Consider the following 17,734-nt stretch of genomic DNA (forward strand, 5'->3'; position numbering starts at 1 on the left):
AGGATTATATAAAAATAGTATTGAAATTTTTAAAATTATTTATGAATTAAAAAAAATATATAATAGAAATAATATAAGATAAATTTTGTCTTGTTTTGTTATTTTACAAATAAAAAGAGTTTTTATGAAGTTAGATGAATTAGTATTACAAACAAATTATTTAAATAGTGTAGATGAAGATTTATACCAACTACTTAAACCAACTCCTTTAAATAAAGCTTTTTTAATCTCATACAATAAAAAAATGTGTGATGAAATAGGTCTTGATTATAGTGAGTGTGAAAGTAAAGATTTTGTAGATTTTATTAATGGAAAAAAAGTTTTAAAAGGTTCTATTCCATACTCTATGGTATATGCTGGGCATCAATTTGGCTATTTTGTTCCACAATTAGGAGATGGAAGAGCTATAAATCTTGGAAGCATAAACTCTTGGCATTTGCAAACTAAAGGTTCAGGTTTAACTAAATATTCAAGACAAGGAGATGGAAGAGCAGTTTTAAGGTCTTCTATTAGAGAATATATTATAAGTGAAGCTATGTATGCACTTGATATTCCCACAACAAGAGCTTTAGCTTTAATTGGCTCACAACATGATGTATATAGAAATATGTGGGAAGCAGAAAAAGGTGCAATTGTATTAAGAGTATCTCCTTCTTGGATAAGAATTGGAACTTTTGAATTTTTCGCAAGAACTAAAAATTCTAAAGAAAATTTATTAAATTTAGCAGATTTTGTAATAAAAGAAAATTATGCTCATTTATTAAATGAAGAAAATAAATATCAAAAAATGTTTTATGAACTAGTTGATAAGACAGCAGTTTTATTGGCAAAATGGCAAGTATATGGGTTTATGCATGGGGTTATGAATACAGATAATATGAGTATTGCTGGAGTTACTATTGATTATGGTCCTTTTAGTTTTATGGACTATTTTGAAAAACATTGTATTTGTAATCATACAGATGTGGAGGGAAGATATTCTTATAATAATCAACCTTTTATTGCAAAATGGAATTTAAAAGTATTAGCCTATGCTTTAAAACAAATAGCTAATTTAGATGAAATGTTAGAATATTTAGAAAGCTTTTTTTCTCAGCATGAAAAGGCATATTTGGAGTTAATTTGCGAAAGATTGGGGCTTGATTCAACTTTAAGTGGTGATAGATACCTTGATTTAATATTAAAACTTTTAGATACTTTAGAAAAAACAAAAATTGATTATAATGTGTTTTTTTACTTGCTAACTCAATTAAAAGATTATGAAGATATTAGTTTAATTTTAGATAATTGTATTTATCCTGCTTTTATGAAAGAGTGGTTTAATGAATATAAAAAAGCGATTTTAATAGACCCAAGAAGTTATAATCAAAGAGTTGAAGCTATGAAAAAAGTAAATCCTAAATATATTATTAAAAATTATATGCTTCAAGAGGCAATACAAAAGGCACAAGAAGGAGATTTTACTTTAGTAAATGAGTTATTAAATATTGCTCAAAACCCTTTTGATGAACATCCAGCTTTTGAACGATATTCAAAACCTACACCTATAAATTTAGCAAATATTAGACTTTCTTGTTCTTCGTAGGATTAAAAATTAATCCTACTTTTGTCTAATTCTAATATGACAACTTACACATTCATTAAGTAAAAAGAAGTAAGTATTTGTGTCATTATATATTTAACTAGTGTGTTATAATAAATAATAAATTATTGATATAAATTTAACCACAATTTAGTTATATTTTCAAAAATTAATTTAAGAGGTTATTTTGATAAATAAAAAATATAGAAGATTGCTATTTTCTTTTTTGATGGCACTTTTTATGACATTTATTATGAGTTTTGCTATTACTTTTTTAAATCTAGGATTTATTGATACTTTTATATATATGTGGATTACTGCATTTTACAAAGCATTTTTTATTGCTTTTCCAATTGTATTTTTTGTGGCACCCTTTGTAACTAAACTTGTTGATTTTTTAATAAAAAAAGATTAAAATAATAGTTATTTAAAGAATTTTTATGAATCCAAAGTCACAAAATTTAGAGCCAATAATTTTTGAAAAACTCACAACAAATCCAATTTTTACTCTTGCTTCAAAAATATATCAGATAAATGACATCTTAAAAAAAGAAATTGAAAAAATTTTAAAAAAACATCAATTAACTTTTTATGAATTGGAGATTTTAGTTGTTTTACATGAAAATGAAAATGATTTTTTAAAGCCAAGTGATTTATATAAAAAGTTGCTTTTTTCAACAGGTGGAATTACAAAGCTTATTCAAAGATTGGAAAAAAAGAACTATATAACAAAAGAGATATTTTTAGATGATTTAAGAACAAAGCCTATTAGTATTACTACTAAAGGTGAACAAGTAGTTTTAGAAGTCTTTCCTAAAATATTAAAAATTGAAAAAGATGTTTTTTCTAAATTAAATAAAGAAGAAATTAGTAATATAAGTAATAGTTTGGAAAAGTTGATTACTCTTTCAAAGTAAAAGAATTCTTCTTTTACTTTGAATCAAATGCTATTTTACCTGGCCCTAAAAATAGGATAGCAATACAACTAAATATGTAAAAATAGATAGTTTCTAAAACAGGTGCACCAAACTTATTTAAAAGGAAAATATCATTTGGATGTACTAAATAAATTGCTGTTAGCATTGTGCAAAGTATAGTAAAGGCACTTAATCTTGTCATATATCCAAAGATTAAAAATATAGGGGCTAAAACTTCACCAATATAAACTCCATATGCTAAAATTTCGGGTAAATTTTTTTCAACTAACATATTTTCAACAAAACTAACCCCATGGATAATTTTTGCATAACCATGAAAAAGCATTAAAATAGCTACTGTTAGCCTTAGTATTAGTTTCCCAATATCAGAATCAGTTGTTCTATTCATAATATATACCTTTATAAATCATCAATTTTAAATTATGCACTAGATGAACTTAAAACTTTCTAATAATCATTCTTAAAAACAAGTAATATTCATAATTATTCAGAAAAATTTAATATTTACTAAATAAATATTTATTTTTATTACTATAATTTGTAGACTTACTAAATATTGATACTTCACTATTAATGTAAGGTAGTGTATAAAAAGTAAGTGCCATTCCAAAGGCAATTTTTTAACAAACCTACCATTTTATAGGAGTTGTAGCATTTTTTACTTTATGTTGTAAAAAAGTAAGTGTTCAAAAACAACTATATATTGTTCAATAAGTGTTCAAAAAATTAATCTATCTTTTAAGCTTCGATTATATCAATTATCTTTCGAATATTATGTATGAATATTAAAAAGTGTTTTAAGTTGTAAAATCGTGGTAATGTAATGTAGTAATGTAACTAATGTAACTAGTACATATTTGCTTTTAAAAAGTGTTAAGTGTTACATTATCAAAATATAATAAGTAACTCTATCCACTTTTTAAATGCAAATATTATTTAGATTATATTATTCATAATTGAAAGCGTTTAGATGAAGTGTGTGATCATAACCAGCTGCTAATGAGTTAGCTGCACTAAAAAAATGTTGTTCTAAAGTAGAGTAAGGGTCATCAAAATCATAAACAGCTTTTGAAACACCTAGTCTATTATAGCTTTTTAGTTGACAATCCAGAGTAAAGTCTTGGCCTCTCTTGATTACTTTAATGGTGTAATTGTGAATATATTTTTCAGATATTCTTGGCAATCCACATAGTTGAAGTATATCTTCATACTCAAGGATTTGTGAAATTACATATTCTTCATCTTTGTCTACATGAATAATTAAGTTGCAAATACCGTAGTTTGACATAATGAGTTTCCTAAAATGGTCTTATTTTTGCTCTTACTATACCTATAATAGAAAGTGCATCCATCTCTTCTTGGTTCTCTAACAGTATATCTCCTGAAAATTCATTTTCACTTTTTAATTTAATCCATTTAAAGAAGGGATCTGCTTCATATCTTTTTATATATACTTGTCCATTTATATTTGCAACTACTACATCATTGTTCTGAGCTTCGTTTTTTCTTTCAAGTATTACCATCTCACCATTTTGAATAAATGGTTCCATTGAGTCACCAGTTACTTTTATCATATCAAGGTTTTTAAACTGTTTTAATCCTAATGATTCTAAGAAGCCTTTATCGAATAACATTGGCACTACATTTGAGTGTCCATTTATTGCACCACCTCCAGCAGCTGCATATACATTTGGATAATAGTTAACGGTAATAGCTTCAGTTGATACTTCTTTTACAGATGTATTGTTGAACATTTCTCCATTTCCTGTTAATAACCAATTGATATTTATATTTTCACCATCACATATTTCTGCAAATTTTTCTGTCATAGTTTTTTGTGATGTCATAAAATTGTTTACATTTTGTCTTGATACTGAATATTTTTTTACAATATCAGCATTTTTAATACCAATAAATTCTATCGCGTCACTAAATCGTTTACTTAATTTTGTCATTTAAAGCCCTTAAAATAGGTATTTGAATAATTATGGAAATAAATTATTTACAAAATGCTTGACAAATGTAAATAATTTGTTTATAATTTCGATATGATTTCTTACACATACGAAAGAAATTATATCACAAATTAAAGCAAATTTATAAATATATATTATAAATTCGATGTTCTTTAACATTTCAACCAGTAGCAACGCAAACGATGACTGGCTAAAAATTCTAACTAATGTGAGGTAGGACTGTTGTGTAACATTAGGAGTAAGTGTATTTATATTTGAGTCACTATTTGGTGGTTCAATAGTGAATATAAAGGAGTTGATATGAAAAAATTTAATAAGTTAACTGAGTTGTGTAAAAGTAGATGTTTTAATCTTAGTTTAACTTGGCAAAAAATGACAGATTGGTCTGTTGAGATTTATGTAGGTTACAGTAGTGGAAGTTATGAAAAAAAGTTTTATACTGATGGACATTCAAAGAAAAAAGATGCAATAAAAGAAGCAATAAAATATATGAACGAACTTGATAAAAAAGGAGCTATTACTATAGCTCCTCAGTTTTAGTCTTGTTTTATGTAATAGCCTAAAGGAAACTCTCCTGGACTAATGTTTCTTTTTAAAAACTCATCTGATAAGGCATTGTCATACTCTTGCCAAATACTTGGATGAGTTTTTTCTAAAACTTTTAGAAGAGCTGCTATTTTTGCATCGGTAATGCACTCTTCACTTTTAAGATATTCTTCTGAGCTGTTCATATTTAAGTCCTTTTTGTTGTGTTTTGTTGCGAATTTATCATAGCAAACAAGGGCTTAACTGTGAATATTGATAAGAGATAATAGTTTGTTATAAATGTTTTAAAGTAAGTTAAAGGAAAATAATGAAAAAAAGTTTAAAAGATATGAATTTACGTGAACGATTTGATTCACGTGGTTTTTCTCCCATGGCCTATGCAAAAGCTTTTGGAGTAGATAGAAGTACTTTATATGATGTATTTAAAGGTAATTCAACTGGAACAAAGCAAAGCAATAAAAAAAGTGGTGATGTACGTAAGATTATTGCACAGCTTAAAAAAGATAAGGTTTGGATAGGACCACTTCCATGGGAGAAAAAAGAGGAGCAATAAAATGGAATTTACAAGTAAAAAGTTACAAGACTTATTAGAATTATCTCATGTAGCTTTAGTTAATGCATTGAAAAATATTCCTTGCAAATCTAAAAAAATTGAAAGTTCTACAAGACCTGTCAAACATTATCAGTTTGAGGATTTACCTAAGCGTTATCAAAAGAAGCTTGAGAAACATGGATATAAACTAGAGACAAAAGAAGAGACTATTAATATTGGCTTTACAAGTGTTTATTTGACTGCAAGTAAACACAAAAGAGAAAAGGCAATTTTAAAATGTCAGTTTATTGAAAAGTATTTTAAACGTGATGACAATATGAACCAAGAGCAGTGGTTGAGACATATACTAAGAGTAAGTATTGATTTTGATGTGCTTGGAAAGGTATCAACTAAACAGCTGAATGATTGGATAGCCAAATATAAAGCTGCTAAACAAGCTGGTACAAATGTTGTTGAAGCTTTTATTGATAGACGAGGTGCAAAAGCTGGAGCTGGTGTTAAGAGTTTAAGTGAAGAGATGAAAAAGGTTGCAGAAGCTTACTTTATCAAAGATACATTTATTCAGATAACTGATGTGCATTTGAATATGCTTGATAAGTTTGGTGAAACATTACCATCATATGATGTTTTATTGAATTATTACAAAGAGTGGAAGCGAGATAATCCATTACTTTATGCATTTGCACAATCACCTGATGGTGCAAAGAATAAGTTTAAACCAGCAGTTGGAAATATGAGTGCGAAAGCCAAGCATAAAAACCATTATTGGGAACTTGACTCGACACCTGCAGATATTATATGTGAAGATGGAAAGCGTTATGCTATTATGGCTGCAATGGATGTTTATTCAAGAAGAGTGGTTTTTCATGTAGCTGAAACATCTAACTCTTATAGTATTGCACAGCTTTTAAGAAAAGCCATACTTACACTTGGTATTCCACAAAATGTTATTATTGATAATGGTAAGGATTATACATCAAATCACTTTATGAGTGTTTGTTATAACTTAAAAATTAATCCTATCATTGTACCACCATTTAGTGGAGAGAAAAAGCCACATATTGAGAGAGTTTTTGGAACATTATCAAGACAGCTTTTTATGCAAGTAGCTGGATTTGTAGGAAGTAATGTATCTCAAAGAGAAAAGATACAAGCAAGACAATCTTTTGCACAAAAGGTTAACTCTATTGAGGCATGGAGAGCTTTACAGAGTAAAAAGACACCTGATGAGAGAAAGCAAATAAGAGATGCTTGGAAGATTAAAAAAGAGAACTTAGGTTTAGAGCTGAATGTTTTAAAAACAGCAAACGAACTGCAAGATATGTGTGATAAATGGGTTCATAGAATTTATGAGCGAAAAGTTCATAAAAGTATTGAGATGACACCTGTTGCAAAGTGGCAACAATGTGTGATTCCTGCTGAGAGTATTTCCGATCCAAATATGTTGAATTTATTACTTGGTGAAAGTGTTATTAGAAAAGTAGGAAAAAAGGGAATTAGTTTTGATAAGTGCAATTATGCACATGAGAAACTAATTGAGCATTTAGGAAAAAGTGTTTTTATCTTGGCTCCTGATGATATGGGATATATCTTTGTTCATGATATGAATATGAATTTCATTTGTATAGCTGAAGATTTAGAACATACTGGACAAAGTAGAGCAGTGTCTAAAAAAATTGAGAGTAAATGGAATGCACTTACACGGCATCTTGACAAAATGTTAAAAGAAGCTAAGAACTTAGCTGATGTAACAATTGAAACAAGAATAGAAAATATCAAAGATGAAGTTGATACTTATACAATAACAGTTCCAAAGCAAAGTGAGATGATTGATGCATTGAAAAGAAATGCACTAATTATTGAAACTGAAGATTTGAAAGCTTTAGAAAAATCAAACAAATTTGACTTTAAAAATAAAGATGAAAGTGGAAAGCCAACTAAAGTATTGCCAAGCGGAAGACCACCTTTTAAATCTAAAGTTGAAAGATTTGTTTGGGTTCTTGAACACCAAGACAAAATGAATGATAGAGACAAAGTATTGATGGATAAACATCCTGATTTAGTAGAGATTGCAAAACAACAATTAAAAATATCATAAGGAGATATATATGCAGCATAAATTTATTACAACAGATAATTATATTATGTGCTTAGAAGCACTTAAAGAGTTAAAAGATTTACCAAGAGATATGGAAAAAATGGGCTTATTTTTTGGAAATGCGGGAAGAGGTAAAAGTTTAATTATTGAAAGATTATCAGCAGAACTAGATGCTGCTTTAGTTAGAACTCTTGGTGGATGGACAGCTAAAAGTATGCTTATAGATATATGTTTTGAGTTAGGTTTGGATGATAAAGGATCGACTGCAACTTTACAAAATAGAGTAATTGATGAATTAACTGAGCATCCAAGAATTTTGATAATTGATGAAATAGATACTTTATTTGAAAACAATAAAAGGATTTTACTTGTAATGCTAAGAGATATACATGATGTTGCAAAGACACCTATTGTTTTTACAGGAATGGAACAATGTGAAAAGAAGTTTAAAAAAGATGCACATTATTATGATCGATTTGCAAGAAAAATTAAGATGATTCCTACTACTTTAAATGATATACGAAGATTATGTGATAGTTCAACAATTAAAATTGAAAATGATTTAGTTGAATATTTACATAATAAGTATAGAAATTTTAGACCAATAAAAGTTCTAATTACTGCCCTTGAAAACTATTGTGAACTTAATGATTATGATAGTGTTGATTTAAAAACTTTTAAAGCAAGTGAAGTGGAGAAAATAAATGAACATTGAAAAAATAGAGGTAAAAATTTGGAAGTATATAAGACGAAAAAAGTTTTTTGTATTTTCTGATGCAATGCTTGTTACAGGTGCAACTATTGAGTACTTATTAAATGTATTAGCACAGTATGAATCAAAAGGCTTTATTCGACTTGATAATAATCCTAAAACTATTACAAATAGAATGTATAGTGTATTAAAAAGACTAGATTTAAATATAGGGAATATTACTAAAACTTCAAAAAGTGGAAGTAAATCATTAACTCCTTTTCTTAAAGTTTTTTCATTACTTGATATATCACAAGAAGAGGTTTCTTATACTTTTTTATTTTCAAAGAGTAAGTTATTAGGTAGTACTTTTAAACAGGCAATTAAAAAGCTTGAAAAAATTGAATTATTAATAAAAAAAGAGAAAGAGGGATATGTTCCTAGAAACTATAAAGGTTCTTTTGAAATAAATAAAAATATTTATATTCAAATTAAAAACTTAATAGCAAAAAAAGAGTATCAACAAATAAATTCTTTAATAGAAAAGGGAGTGGTTTTAAAGGTTATAAAACCCAAAAAAGAAGAGTTTGAAAATGATAAATATAAAAGAGCTTCTAAAAAATTTGAATATACATTGAAAAATAAAGGAGAAACAGAAAAAAGTAAGCTAGAAGATACTTATAAAAAATCAAGTGATTATAAAAATAAAATGTCAGTTATAAAAGAAACTGATAAGAACTTGGGACGAGCAGAATTAGTTAAATTAGTAAATGTTTCAAAAGCTACTATTAGTTTAATTATAAGAGAAAAATACCCTAATCCAAAAAAAATGATTGATAATATTTATAGAAAAATTAATAGTACAAAAATTATTGGTGTTGAAGCTAAAACAACAAATTTAAAAGAACTTGCAAAGGAGATTGAAGAACTATGAATACAGGAATAATATTAGTGATAAGTATATTATGCTTTATTGTTGGTTTTATATTAAATGAGGTGCTACGAAGTAGAAAAGAAGATAAAGAAAAAATACCATTCAAGGAGTAATTATATGAATGATACAAAAGTATATACAAGTGAAGATGGAAGTATTGCTATCCAAAGTGAAGGGCAAGAGATAAATGTATCCTATGAAGCTAGTAAGGATATACTAATAAGACTTTGCAGCCTTCATGGATGGAAAATAAAAACTGATTGTAATTTCAGATATGGTTATTTGGGTATTGCAAATAGTAACTTAGAAGATGGATTGATACCTACTAAATAAAATCAAAAAAGAAATTTAAATGTTAAAAATTCATAGAGGGCTTAACTGCCTTAGATAAAGCATTGTCTAAAAAAGCCCTTTATTGAGTTTTACTCACATTTTAAAAGCAAAAAAGAAAGGAAAAAAAATGAATAGAGAAAAGTTTGAAAGAGCAAAAAAAATTGATGATGAGTTAAAAAAGATAAAGAAGTTGTATGAACTACTTTATAAGTATAAAAGCTTTAAAGATAATCACTCTTGTCATGGTGTACAGCTAGTTTCAGCAAGTGAAAATAGAGGTATAGGGTTTGAAGCAGAAGGAAATATTTTTTCAAAAGAAGATATAGACAAAATTGTAAATACAGTTGACCACATTTTAATAGCAAAAAAAGTAAAGCTAGAAAAAGAATTTAAAGAAATTTAAGGAGTAAAAATGGCAGTAATTGTGAATGGGAAATGGCAAGACAAGGAGGGGAACTTTAAACACCCTGATATGGTTAGAGTTGACAAGCAAATAGAAGATGAGCTTGTTGAAGGGTTAGTAGAGTCTGCATTGGTTCTGCACAAACAAATGAAAGATTTTAAAATTAAAGCTTTTGCTGAGTGCTATGCATTTGTTGACTTACTTAGAAAAGAATATGAGATGGAACGAATTACTAGCACTGTAGGAGCTGTAACTTTAAAAAGTTTCAATGGAATAAAAGAGGTGCAAATCCAAGTTGCAAAGTTGATTACTTTTGATCAAAAGCTAACTCTTGCAAAAGAAAAGATAGATGAGTACTTAACTCATAAAACAGAGAACTTAGACTCAGAAATCCAAACACTAATTACAAGAGCTTTTGATGTGAAGAATGGAAAGGTTGATGCAAAGCAGATTATAGGTCTTAAGTCATATAACATCACTCATCCAAAATGGAAAGAAGCAATGAGTATGATTGATGAAGCTACAGAGATTGCAGGAACTAAATCATACATTAGATTTAAGCAAAGAGCAGGACTTAAAATAGATGGTGGAATGGAAACTATTGTTTTAGATTTAGCAGCACTTCCAGTTGAAGAAAGTGAAATTCAAACAGTTAAAAAAGAGCTTGTAAAAGAAAAGCAAGGAGATAATCAATGAAAGTAGCAGTAATAATTGGACATAGTGAAACATCAAAAGGAGCTAGAAATAGCTCTTATGATGTAAGTGAGTTTGATTTTAATCAGAAGTTAGCTCATGATATAGAGCATAATTTTTGGAAGTTAAATCCTGAAGATGAGATTATCGTTGTATATAGAGAAAATGGCTATAAAAATCTTCCACAAGAGATAAATGAATTAAATCCTGATTTGATTGTAAGTTTACATTGTAATGCATTTGATACTGAAGCTTTTGGTTGTGAGATGCTTTATTACTATAAGAGTGAAAAAAGTAAAGAAGTTGCAAGACTTTTTCAAAATCATTTAGTCCAAAGATTAGACAATAGAGATAGAGGTATTAAATCAAGAACAGTAGAAGATAGAGGAGGATATTTACTTAGATATACAAAAGCTCCTTGCATTATATGTGAACCTTTTTTTATAGATAATGATGATGATTTTTTAAGAGCAGACGAGTGCTTCTTAAATGGTGATTTAACTAGATGGTTTTGTGAAGCAATTGACTTGAGTTTGAAGTATTTAAAAGGTCATAGAATGATAACTATTAACTTTAATGTAAGGAAAGAAAATGAGTAAAAAAATAGAAGTGACAGTTACTTATATAGATGTTGTAGATATAAAAATTGTTTTTGATGATACTCCAGAAACGCAAAAAAAATGTCATGAAATTAATAACTTTTGGGGTGGTAGTAAAAATAGATTAGAGGATGTTGATAATTGTATTTATAAGTGTGTATCAAGATTAATAGGAAATGAAATTATTAGGTTACATATGAAGAGTTCATTTTATTGTGGTGTGAATGCAGCAATAAAAGCTTTTAATGAAGGAATTGAAGGTTTTCCATCAATTGATGGACAATATGGAATTAAGCTTGAATATTGTGATGATTTTGAGCTTAGTGATTTAGATGTTGATTTTAGTGTTAAAGAAAAATAGTTTTCAAGAAATGGAGTTTTAGCATTATTTGAAGATTTAAATCAACACTCAAAAGAGGACAATGTTGATATATATAATCAAACATTGGAACAAATTAAAAAAGGCATAGACCAAATGGAGTACTTATAAAATGACAGTTAAAGAGTTAAAAGAGTTACTAAAAAATGCAAAAGATGAAGATATTGTAAGAGTAAGAGAAACTGATGATAAATGGGAACATCCTGTTACTGAAGTACAGGAAGAGATAGGAGATTTTATCCTTGTTTATGAGGATAATGAATAATAGTAATTTTTGAGAGCTTACTTTTTGAAGTAGGCTCTATTGAGATTATATAAAGGAGAAAATATGGATTTTGATGATCAACTTCAAATATTAAATGGAATAATTGAAGAATGCCAAATGACTATAAAAAAAAATAAAGAAGTTATTGAAAAAGCAAATAATGTTATAAAAAAAATCCAATCAAAATGTAAACATGACTATGAAATCATTGGTTCTTATTCTGTAATAGTTGTAGAGTGTAAAAAATGTGGCTTTATAGGAGGTGCTTAATGTTTACTCCAAATACAGGAAATGATAAGTTAGATAGAGCTTACAATAATTTAAGTATGCATATTAGTGCTTATAATAACTTTGAAGAGTTTTATAACTACTTTCAAAGGATAGTAAAAACAGATGATAAAGATGTATTAAATAAGTGGCTATTAAAAGTTTTATTTGTGCAGATGAAATATAACAAGCATCCATTTGATGAGTTGACAGAACTGGTCAACAATGAGAATGCAGCCAAGTTAAAAGATTGGCTTGATAATGAATTAAAGAAAGTGAGGCAAACAAAATGATTGATTTCTTAGATGGCATTGCTCTAACTTCTGACAGATTGTATAGAGAAACAGAGTTTTTAATACCTGATTTTCTACCCAAAAGAATGATTACAATGTATTATGCAGATGGTGGTAATGCTAAGACATGGTTAAGTTATGGAGTCGCTGCATATATTTGTCAACACAACTTGGCAAAGAGAGTTTACTATATCGACTTAGATAATCCACTTGATACTCTTAAAGATAGAGGTGTATCAGAATTACTTATGAATAGATTTGCAAATTTTAAATATATCCATAGAAGTGATTTAGAAGAGTCACCTATTGAATTACTTGAAAAATTAGCTCATAAAGATAACTCAAAACATCATGCTTATGAAGATATGGTTTTAATCATTGATAGCTGGAGAAATGTAACTAATATTAAGAACGATGAAAAAGCTATGTATATGATGAACTTACTTATGGATATAAGGGAAGCTGGTATGACTGTTGTAGGTATTGCACACTCAAATAAAGATGGTAAGAACTATGAAGGAAGTAACAATATCAAGAACTCACTTGATGTTATGTTTAAACAAACACTTCTTAAATCTGTAATGGGTGAGTATATTGTTGTAAACTTAGACCCTAAAAAAGAGAGGTCTGGAGTAAGAGCGTGTGATTGGAAAATCAATACTAATACTTTAGAGATGACCAAAGCTGATGCAGTGACTTCAAGAATGGATTCACAAGAGACGGAGTTTGTAAATAATGTAAAAGCACTGTTGGCTAAGCATCCAAAAGGTTTAAATAAAACAGATGTTTTAGAGGGTATTGGAACACGTAAAGATAATAAGACTGCTATTAACTTACTTAAGAAGTTTGAGGGTGAGTTTTACAAGATGGAACAAGATGGTAAGAAGCATATTTATTCTTTACTATAAAAACAAACAACATAAACAACAACTACAACATACCGTAAAATCGCTATGTTGTAGTTGTTGTAATAGTTGTAAAACAAAGGGAAGTAATGACTGGGAAACAACAACAATATAAAAAGTCACTCATTCAAAAGATACAAATCAATAAAAAGAATGTGTTTCCAGACGATGAGTCAAGGCGAGATTTTATGAAAAGTAGATTTAATTGTGTTAGTACAAAACACATGAGTATTGACCAGCTAAATCAAATGCTTAACTTTTGCCTTAGAAAAGTAAGTGATATACCTTTGGTAGCTCCTATCACATCAGCACAAAAACAGAAGATTAAAACTACTTGGGAAGATAAAGCTAAGAAGAAAAGTACAAGTGCTATGAATGCATTTATTGAAAGAATCACTCAAAGAAGTAGTATTGAAGTTCTTACTAAGGCTGAGGCTACAAAGGTAATTATTGCTATTGATAAAATGCAATAGGAGGGATTATGTGGTGTCCTAAGTGTTGTGGTAAGACAAAGGTTGTAGGAACTACGACTGGAACACAAAATGAGAGGTTTAGAACTTGTTTAGTGTGTAACTATTCATTTTCTACAATTGAAGCAATAAAGTTTGATGATTACTGGAGAGATTATGCAAAAGAAACTTTTGAAAGCCCTTTTGAAAGCCAAGAGCCAAGAGCAAAAGAAAATAAGTGAGATAATAGATGAGTTTGTAAAGACTCAATCTATTAATGCTAAAGAGCAGCTGGAAGAGTTCTTGTCTGATATGGTAGTTTATATTAATAGAAACTATAGCAATACAGACAAAGATGCACTTCTTACAATAGTAGGAGGTAAGTTAAAAGACCTAAACATATCTTTTGATACAAAAGGGCTAGATGATATTTATAAGAAACTATCTGTTGTAAATGGTCCTAGTACAAAATTTGAGTTTGACGAGATAGATTTAAAAGCAATAAAGGTTATGAGAGATAGTTTTTATTGGTCAGCAGATAAATATAATATTGAAACACAAAACATTCTAAAAGATACTATATCAGATACTTTTAAAGGTGAGATTACTAGAGCAGAAGTTAGCTCTGTTTTAAAAGAGAAATTTGATGGTGTTATAAATAAAAGTGAATCATATTTTGAATTAGTAGCTGATAGTAATATATCACAAGCACAAGCAATAAGTAGAGTTAATCAAGGCTTGAAATATGGTGTTAAGCATTTTAAAGTAAGTGCAAAGATAGACAATAAAACAAGTGATTTTTGTAGATGGTTAAATGGAAAGATAATAACAGCTAATCATCTAAAAACACAAATAGATAAACTTTTGTCTTCAAGTAGTATAGATGATAAAAAACAAGCTGCTCCTTGGCAAAATAAACCAATTTATGGAAAGCTCCCTCCTAATGTTGGATTAGCTCCCTATCATGGACATTGTAGAACTGAAAACCTTCCTGTATGGATAAATGAAGATGATAGGCTAGATACTAAAACAGGAAAGCTGTATAAGGTTAAGAGTACAAAAAATGATAAGAAGTATAAGTTAAGGCATATTGATAAAACTGGAATTGAAACAAAGGTTAAACCTCATATCTATGAAAAGATAGTTGGTGGTAAACATGGCTTAACAGAGAAGCAGTTAGTTGGTGCTTTGAATGACATAAAATATAAGTCTCCTCACAAAGTAAGTGGAGTACATCCTAATGAGCATGTAAAAGCAGTAGCTTTAACAAATAGTGGTTATACTTTGATTTATGAATCTGATGAACTTATAAGTTGTTTTGTTCCCACAAGGAATGCAAACAAGTATTTTAATGATAATGCAATAGAAAATAAAATAATAAATATAGATACTGGGCAAACTATGCAAAGGGTAAAAAAATGGTACGAACATTTAATATAGAAATAAATAAAAGTTATGGCTGGGAAATCGATATAACTGATTTTAAAGGAAGTTATGAAGATTATCAAGATGTAGCAGATGCACCATCTTCTATAGGAATATGTAAAGAAGAAAATGGAAAGTTAATAGCTTTGTATGATCCTTTTGTACCTAAAGATGAAGCTATAAAAGATGCTAATGAAATAGAGATATTTACAGAAGAATGCAAGTTCGTTCACAAAGATAATAGCTTTAAAGGTTCTTTTGTTGATGCTTTAATATATATTCAAAATTGGTATAAAGAGGAGTTTGCAGATGAATGATATGAAAGCTGTTAAAAACTTACTTTATAGAATAGGTGCTGAAGCAGTAAATGAAGTAAAAGAGTTAGCACCTATTGGTAAAGGTGATGGAAAATCTTATCGAGGTGGAAACCTTAAAAAAGATATTCAAGTATTTGATGACAATATAGATAATTTAGAAGTATCCATAGGAAACTCAAAACTAGCTCCCTATGCTAAGTTTGTTCATTGTGGTACAAAACCACATAAGATTCAAGCTAAAAATAAAAGAGCTTTAAAAACTCCTTTTGGAGTTAGAAAAAGTGTAAAACACCCAGGAACAAAAGCACAACCTTACTTAGAAGATGGGCTTAAAAAATATATGTCAAGTGGTGGACTTGATAGAGCCTTGAATGACACAGCTCATGAAATAAAAGATGAGTTTATTGATGCTTTAAAAAAGTCTTTAAAAAATGCCACTATAAAATAATAGCTCCACCTTTACTCTCTCCACTCTCTCCTCTGTCTAAGAAGTCTAACTTCTTAGCAGCTAATGCTAAAGACCAGAATCTATCTGCGTGTCCATTTTTATTTTCATTTGAATAATAGATCATCTTTTGTGCTCCAGCTTTCTTTTTAATACTATGTATATCAGCAATAAGATATGGATCATTTGGAATAACTATCATCTTATCTTCAAACATCTTTTTTAAGTTTAAAGCCATAAATTCTTTAGAACTTGCAGTAAATGATATACCTTCTACTCTACTTGGATATTTTCTTTCCATACCCTCTGCTAAATCCATACCAATACCAGTTTTATCTATTCTCATATTAGCTTTAAGATATAAGTTTAAATGTTCTCTTAATACAGTCTTTTGAGCTTCAAAAGAAGCATTTTTAAACATATCTTGAATAGCAAGAACATATTTCCCTTCTAGTTTATCAAGAGCTGATAAGACAGATAAGTGTTTTACTCTACCTACATCATAACCAGACCATAATACGTTTTGGTAAGGTGGTGTGTAATACATATAATCTTTAACACAAGACTTAATAAGTTTGATTGGGAATAAACTACTATCATCATCTGCAAATACACACTCATACATCATAGCCCAAGAATCTGCATCAAATAAATCTTTTAATACAGCTACATCAACATCAAGACCATCTTTTACAGCATCGTAGATTGTTGTATGATGTCTTGAGAACATATAATATTTTTCTGTGTCAACACAAAGCTTATGGAATAAACTATCTTGCTCAAACGGAGTTGATAAAATAGTAATTCTTGCTTTTGTTTCTCCAGCTTTAACTGATGTAATAGATGGAATAAATGCTTCCCATATTCTTTTAGGATTTAAATACCATGCGAACTCATCCATCCAAACAGAACCAGAGAACCCTTGAATAGTTCTAAAGTTATTAGCAAAGATATAAATAGTAGCTCCACTTGGAACTTTTATTTCACTTTTAGAACCATCAAGTAATATACCGAGCTTCTCTGCATGTTTGTGTATTTCTTCATACCATTTTAAAGCTTGAGTTTCTGAAGCTGAAAGGATAAGCTGATCCATACCAGACATCGCATCTACTAAACACTCTCCAGAACATCCATAAGTTGCACCAATTTGTCTTGACTTTAGCCATACTCTAAATCTACTGTTATCCTCAATGAACTTTCTTTGATACTCATATAGTCCATAATCTGGATGTAGCATTTTGTCTCTAAATACTTTTACATCTTCAGAATAGATAATCTCCTGATTAGCTTTTTTCTTTCTATCAATCTTCTTAGATTGCTTTTCTAATCTCTCAAGAGATTTTGTAAGCATTGCAAGTTTTCTTGAGTTAGCTTCTGTTGGTGCTCTTTTTGAGATAGTCTCAATTTGCTTTTTAATATTCTCAATAGAGCTATCATTTGTCTGTTTATCTTTAGACTTTTTAATCCAGTTGTTAAGTGTTCCTCTGTTGATATTTAAATCTCGTGATACTTCTATGATAGGAACACCAGCTTTGATAAGATTTAATGCTTTTTCTTTATCTTCTTTAGAATACGCCATATTTTGATTTTATTCCTTTTTCGAGTATTTATATGAATAAATCGTTTCTTTGATTTTTAAACGG

At 28.8% G+C, this 17,734-nt stretch carries 27 protein-coding genes; 22 read left to right on the forward strand and 5 right to left on the reverse strand.

The window, feature by feature from the left end; genetic code table 11:
- Positions 1-124 precede the first annotated feature (124 nt).
- The 3 genes from AMYT_RS03715 to AMYT_RS03725 all read left to right on the forward strand — a co-directional run bounded on the left by AMYT_RS03715 (position 125) and on the right by AMYT_RS03725 (position 2,499).
- Positions 125-1,585: a protein adenylyltransferase SelO gene (locus tag AMYT_RS03715; protein ID WP_114841213.1), complete on the forward strand. Its 1,461-nt coding sequence runs from the start codon at positions 125-127 to the stop codon at positions 1,583-1,585.
- 184 nt (positions 1,586-1,769) lie between these two features.
- Positions 1,770-1,997 (forward strand): DUF2798 domain-containing protein, encoded by a 228-nt coding sequence (locus tag AMYT_RS03720; protein WP_114841214.1) that lies wholly within the window; start codon positions 1,770-1,772, stop codon positions 1,995-1,997.
- Between the two features lie 25 nt (positions 1,998-2,022).
- Positions 2,023-2,499: a MarR family winged helix-turn-helix transcriptional regulator gene (locus AMYT_RS03725; RefSeq protein ID WP_114841215.1), complete on the forward strand. Its 477-nt coding sequence runs from the start codon at positions 2,023-2,025 to the stop codon at positions 2,497-2,499.
- A gap of 13 nt (positions 2,500-2,512) precedes the next feature.
- Here AMYT_RS03725 and AMYT_RS03730 read toward each other — a convergent pair whose 3' ends face one another.
- The 3 genes from AMYT_RS03730 to AMYT_RS03740 form a co-directional block, all read right to left on the reverse strand.
- Positions 2,513-2,908 carry a DoxX family protein gene (locus tag AMYT_RS03730; RefSeq protein WP_114841216.1) on the reverse strand — a complete coding sequence of 132 codons (396 nt, stop codon included), beginning with the start codon at positions 2,906-2,908 and terminating at the stop codon, positions 2,513-2,515.
- A gap of 558 nt (positions 2,909-3,466) precedes the next feature.
- On the reverse strand, positions 3,467-3,808 hold the full coding sequence (locus AMYT_RS03735; protein WP_114841217.1) for a hypothetical protein: 342 nt from the start codon (positions 3,806-3,808) through the stop codon (positions 3,467-3,469).
- A gap of 10 nt (positions 3,809-3,818) precedes the next feature.
- Entirely contained in the window at positions 3,819-4,475 is a 657-nt protein-coding gene (locus AMYT_RS03740) for a S24 family peptidase (RefSeq protein WP_114841218.1), read from the reverse strand.
- 321 nt (positions 4,476-4,796) lie between these two features.
- Between AMYT_RS03740 and AMYT_RS03745 the strand changes: the two genes are divergently transcribed.
- The gene (locus AMYT_RS03745) at positions 4,797-5,036 is read left to right on the forward strand and encodes a hypothetical protein (protein WP_114841219.1); all 240 of its coding nucleotides are present in this window, start codon (positions 4,797-4,799) and stop codon (positions 5,034-5,036) included.
- Here AMYT_RS03745 and AMYT_RS03750 read toward each other — a convergent pair.
- Positions 5,033-5,227, reverse strand: coding sequence for a hypothetical protein (locus tag AMYT_RS03750; RefSeq protein ID WP_114841220.1), 195 nt, complete (start codon positions 5,225-5,227; stop codon positions 5,033-5,035). The genes AMYT_RS03745 and AMYT_RS03750 overlap by 4 nt on opposite strands.
- Positions 5,228-5,349: 122 nt before the next feature.
- Here AMYT_RS03750 and AMYT_RS03755 point away from each other — a divergent pair, with 122 nt between their 5' ends.
- The 18 genes from AMYT_RS03755 to AMYT_RS03835 all read left to right on the forward strand — a co-directional run bounded on the left by AMYT_RS03755 (position 5,350) and on the right by AMYT_RS03835 (position 16,094).
- The gene (locus tag AMYT_RS03755) at positions 5,350-5,595 is read left to right on the forward strand and encodes a hypothetical protein (protein WP_191287682.1); all 246 of its coding nucleotides are present in this window, start codon (positions 5,350-5,352) and stop codon (positions 5,593-5,595) included.
- Positions 5,596-5,830: 235 nt separating this feature from the next.
- Positions 5,831-7,693 carry a Mu transposase C-terminal domain-containing protein gene (locus AMYT_RS03760; RefSeq protein WP_228197891.1) on the forward strand — a complete coding sequence of 621 codons (1,863 nt, stop codon included), beginning with the start codon at positions 5,831-5,833 and terminating at the stop codon, positions 7,691-7,693.
- Between the two features lie 10 nt (positions 7,694-7,703).
- Complete coding sequence (locus AMYT_RS03765) at positions 7,704-8,408, forward strand: AAA family ATPase (RefSeq protein WP_114841223.1); 705 nt, start codon at positions 7,704-7,706, stop codon at positions 8,406-8,408.
- Positions 8,398-9,318, forward strand: a complete 921-nt coding sequence (locus AMYT_RS03770) for a hypothetical protein (RefSeq protein ID WP_114841224.1) — start codon at positions 8,398-8,400, stop codon at positions 9,316-9,318. The genes AMYT_RS03765 and AMYT_RS03770 overlap by 11 nt, the downstream gene beginning before the upstream one ends.
- Positions 9,319-9,435: 117 nt before the next feature.
- A complete protein-coding gene (locus tag AMYT_RS03775; RefSeq protein WP_114841225.1) occupies positions 9,436-9,651 on the forward strand; it encodes a hypothetical protein in 216 nt (71 codons plus the stop codon).
- 127 nt (positions 9,652-9,778) lie between these two features.
- Positions 9,779-10,054: a hypothetical protein gene (locus tag AMYT_RS03780; protein ID WP_114841226.1), complete on the forward strand. Its 276-nt coding sequence runs from the start codon at positions 9,779-9,781 to the stop codon at positions 10,052-10,054.
- 9 nt (positions 10,055-10,063) lie between these two features.
- Positions 10,064-10,750: a DUF3164 family protein gene (locus AMYT_RS03785; protein WP_114841227.1), complete on the forward strand. Its 687-nt coding sequence runs from the start codon at positions 10,064-10,066 to the stop codon at positions 10,748-10,750.
- Positions 10,747-11,346, forward strand: coding sequence for an N-acetylmuramoyl-L-alanine amidase (locus AMYT_RS03790; protein ID WP_114841228.1), 600 nt, complete (start codon positions 10,747-10,749; stop codon positions 11,344-11,346). The genes AMYT_RS03785 and AMYT_RS03790 overlap by 4 nt, the downstream gene beginning before the upstream one ends.
- Positions 11,339-11,707 (forward strand): DUF2528 family protein, encoded by a 369-nt coding sequence (locus AMYT_RS03795; protein WP_114841229.1) that lies wholly within the window; start codon positions 11,339-11,341, stop codon positions 11,705-11,707. The genes AMYT_RS03790 and AMYT_RS03795 overlap by 8 nt, the downstream gene beginning before the upstream one ends.
- A gap of 130 nt (positions 11,708-11,837) precedes the next feature.
- Complete coding sequence (locus AMYT_RS14920; RefSeq protein WP_162919462.1) at positions 11,838-11,990, forward strand: hypothetical protein; 153 nt, start codon at positions 11,838-11,840, stop codon at positions 11,988-11,990.
- Between the two features lie 63 nt (positions 11,991-12,053).
- Positions 12,054-12,260, forward strand: coding sequence for a hypothetical protein (locus AMYT_RS03800; RefSeq protein ID WP_114841230.1), 207 nt, complete (start codon positions 12,054-12,056; stop codon positions 12,258-12,260).
- Positions 12,260-12,550 (forward strand): hypothetical protein, encoded by a 291-nt coding sequence (locus AMYT_RS03805; protein WP_114841231.1) that lies wholly within the window; start codon positions 12,260-12,262, stop codon positions 12,548-12,550. The genes AMYT_RS03800 and AMYT_RS03805 overlap by 1 nt, the downstream gene beginning before the upstream one ends.
- Positions 12,547-13,458, forward strand: a complete 912-nt coding sequence (locus AMYT_RS03810) for an AAA family ATPase (protein ID WP_114841232.1) — start codon at positions 12,547-12,549, stop codon at positions 13,456-13,458. Before AMYT_RS03805 ends, AMYT_RS03810 begins: the two co-directional genes overlap by 4 nt.
- 86 nt (positions 13,459-13,544) lie before the next feature.
- A complete protein-coding gene (locus tag AMYT_RS03815) occupies positions 13,545-13,928 on the forward strand; it encodes a phage protein GemA/Gp16 family protein (protein ID WP_114841233.1) in 384 nt (127 codons plus the stop codon).
- A gap of 8 nt (positions 13,929-13,936) precedes the next feature.
- Positions 13,937-14,146 (forward strand): hypothetical protein, encoded by a 210-nt coding sequence (locus AMYT_RS03820; protein ID WP_114841234.1) that lies wholly within the window; start codon positions 13,937-13,939, stop codon positions 14,144-14,146.
- On the forward strand, positions 14,109-15,344 hold the full coding sequence (locus AMYT_RS03825; protein ID WP_129085763.1) for a hypothetical protein: 1,236 nt from the start codon (positions 14,109-14,111) through the stop codon (positions 15,342-15,344). The genes AMYT_RS03820 and AMYT_RS03825 overlap by 38 nt, the downstream gene beginning before the upstream one ends.
- Positions 15,323-15,646 (forward strand): hypothetical protein, encoded by a 324-nt coding sequence (locus tag AMYT_RS03830; RefSeq protein WP_114841236.1) that lies wholly within the window; start codon positions 15,323-15,325, stop codon positions 15,644-15,646. Before AMYT_RS03825 ends, AMYT_RS03830 begins: the two co-directional genes overlap by 22 nt.
- Complete coding sequence (locus AMYT_RS03835) at positions 15,639-16,094, forward strand: HK97 gp10 family phage protein (RefSeq protein WP_114841237.1); 456 nt, start codon at positions 15,639-15,641, stop codon at positions 16,092-16,094. The genes AMYT_RS03830 and AMYT_RS03835 overlap by 8 nt, the downstream gene beginning before the upstream one ends.
- On the opposite strand, the gene AMYT_RS03840 is transcribed toward AMYT_RS03835, so the two are convergent.
- Positions 16,084-17,670, reverse strand: coding sequence for a terminase large subunit domain-containing protein (locus AMYT_RS03840; RefSeq protein ID WP_114841238.1), 1,587 nt, complete (start codon positions 17,668-17,670; stop codon positions 16,084-16,086). The two genes, AMYT_RS03835 and AMYT_RS03840, sit on opposite strands and share 11 nt — an antisense overlap.
- Positions 17,671-17,734 lie beyond the last annotated feature (64 nt).

This window comes from Malaciobacter mytili LMG 24559, from assembly GCF_003346775.1.
Taxonomy (GTDB): Bacteria; Campylobacterota; Campylobacteria; order Campylobacterales; family Arcobacteraceae; genus Malaciobacter; species Malaciobacter mytili.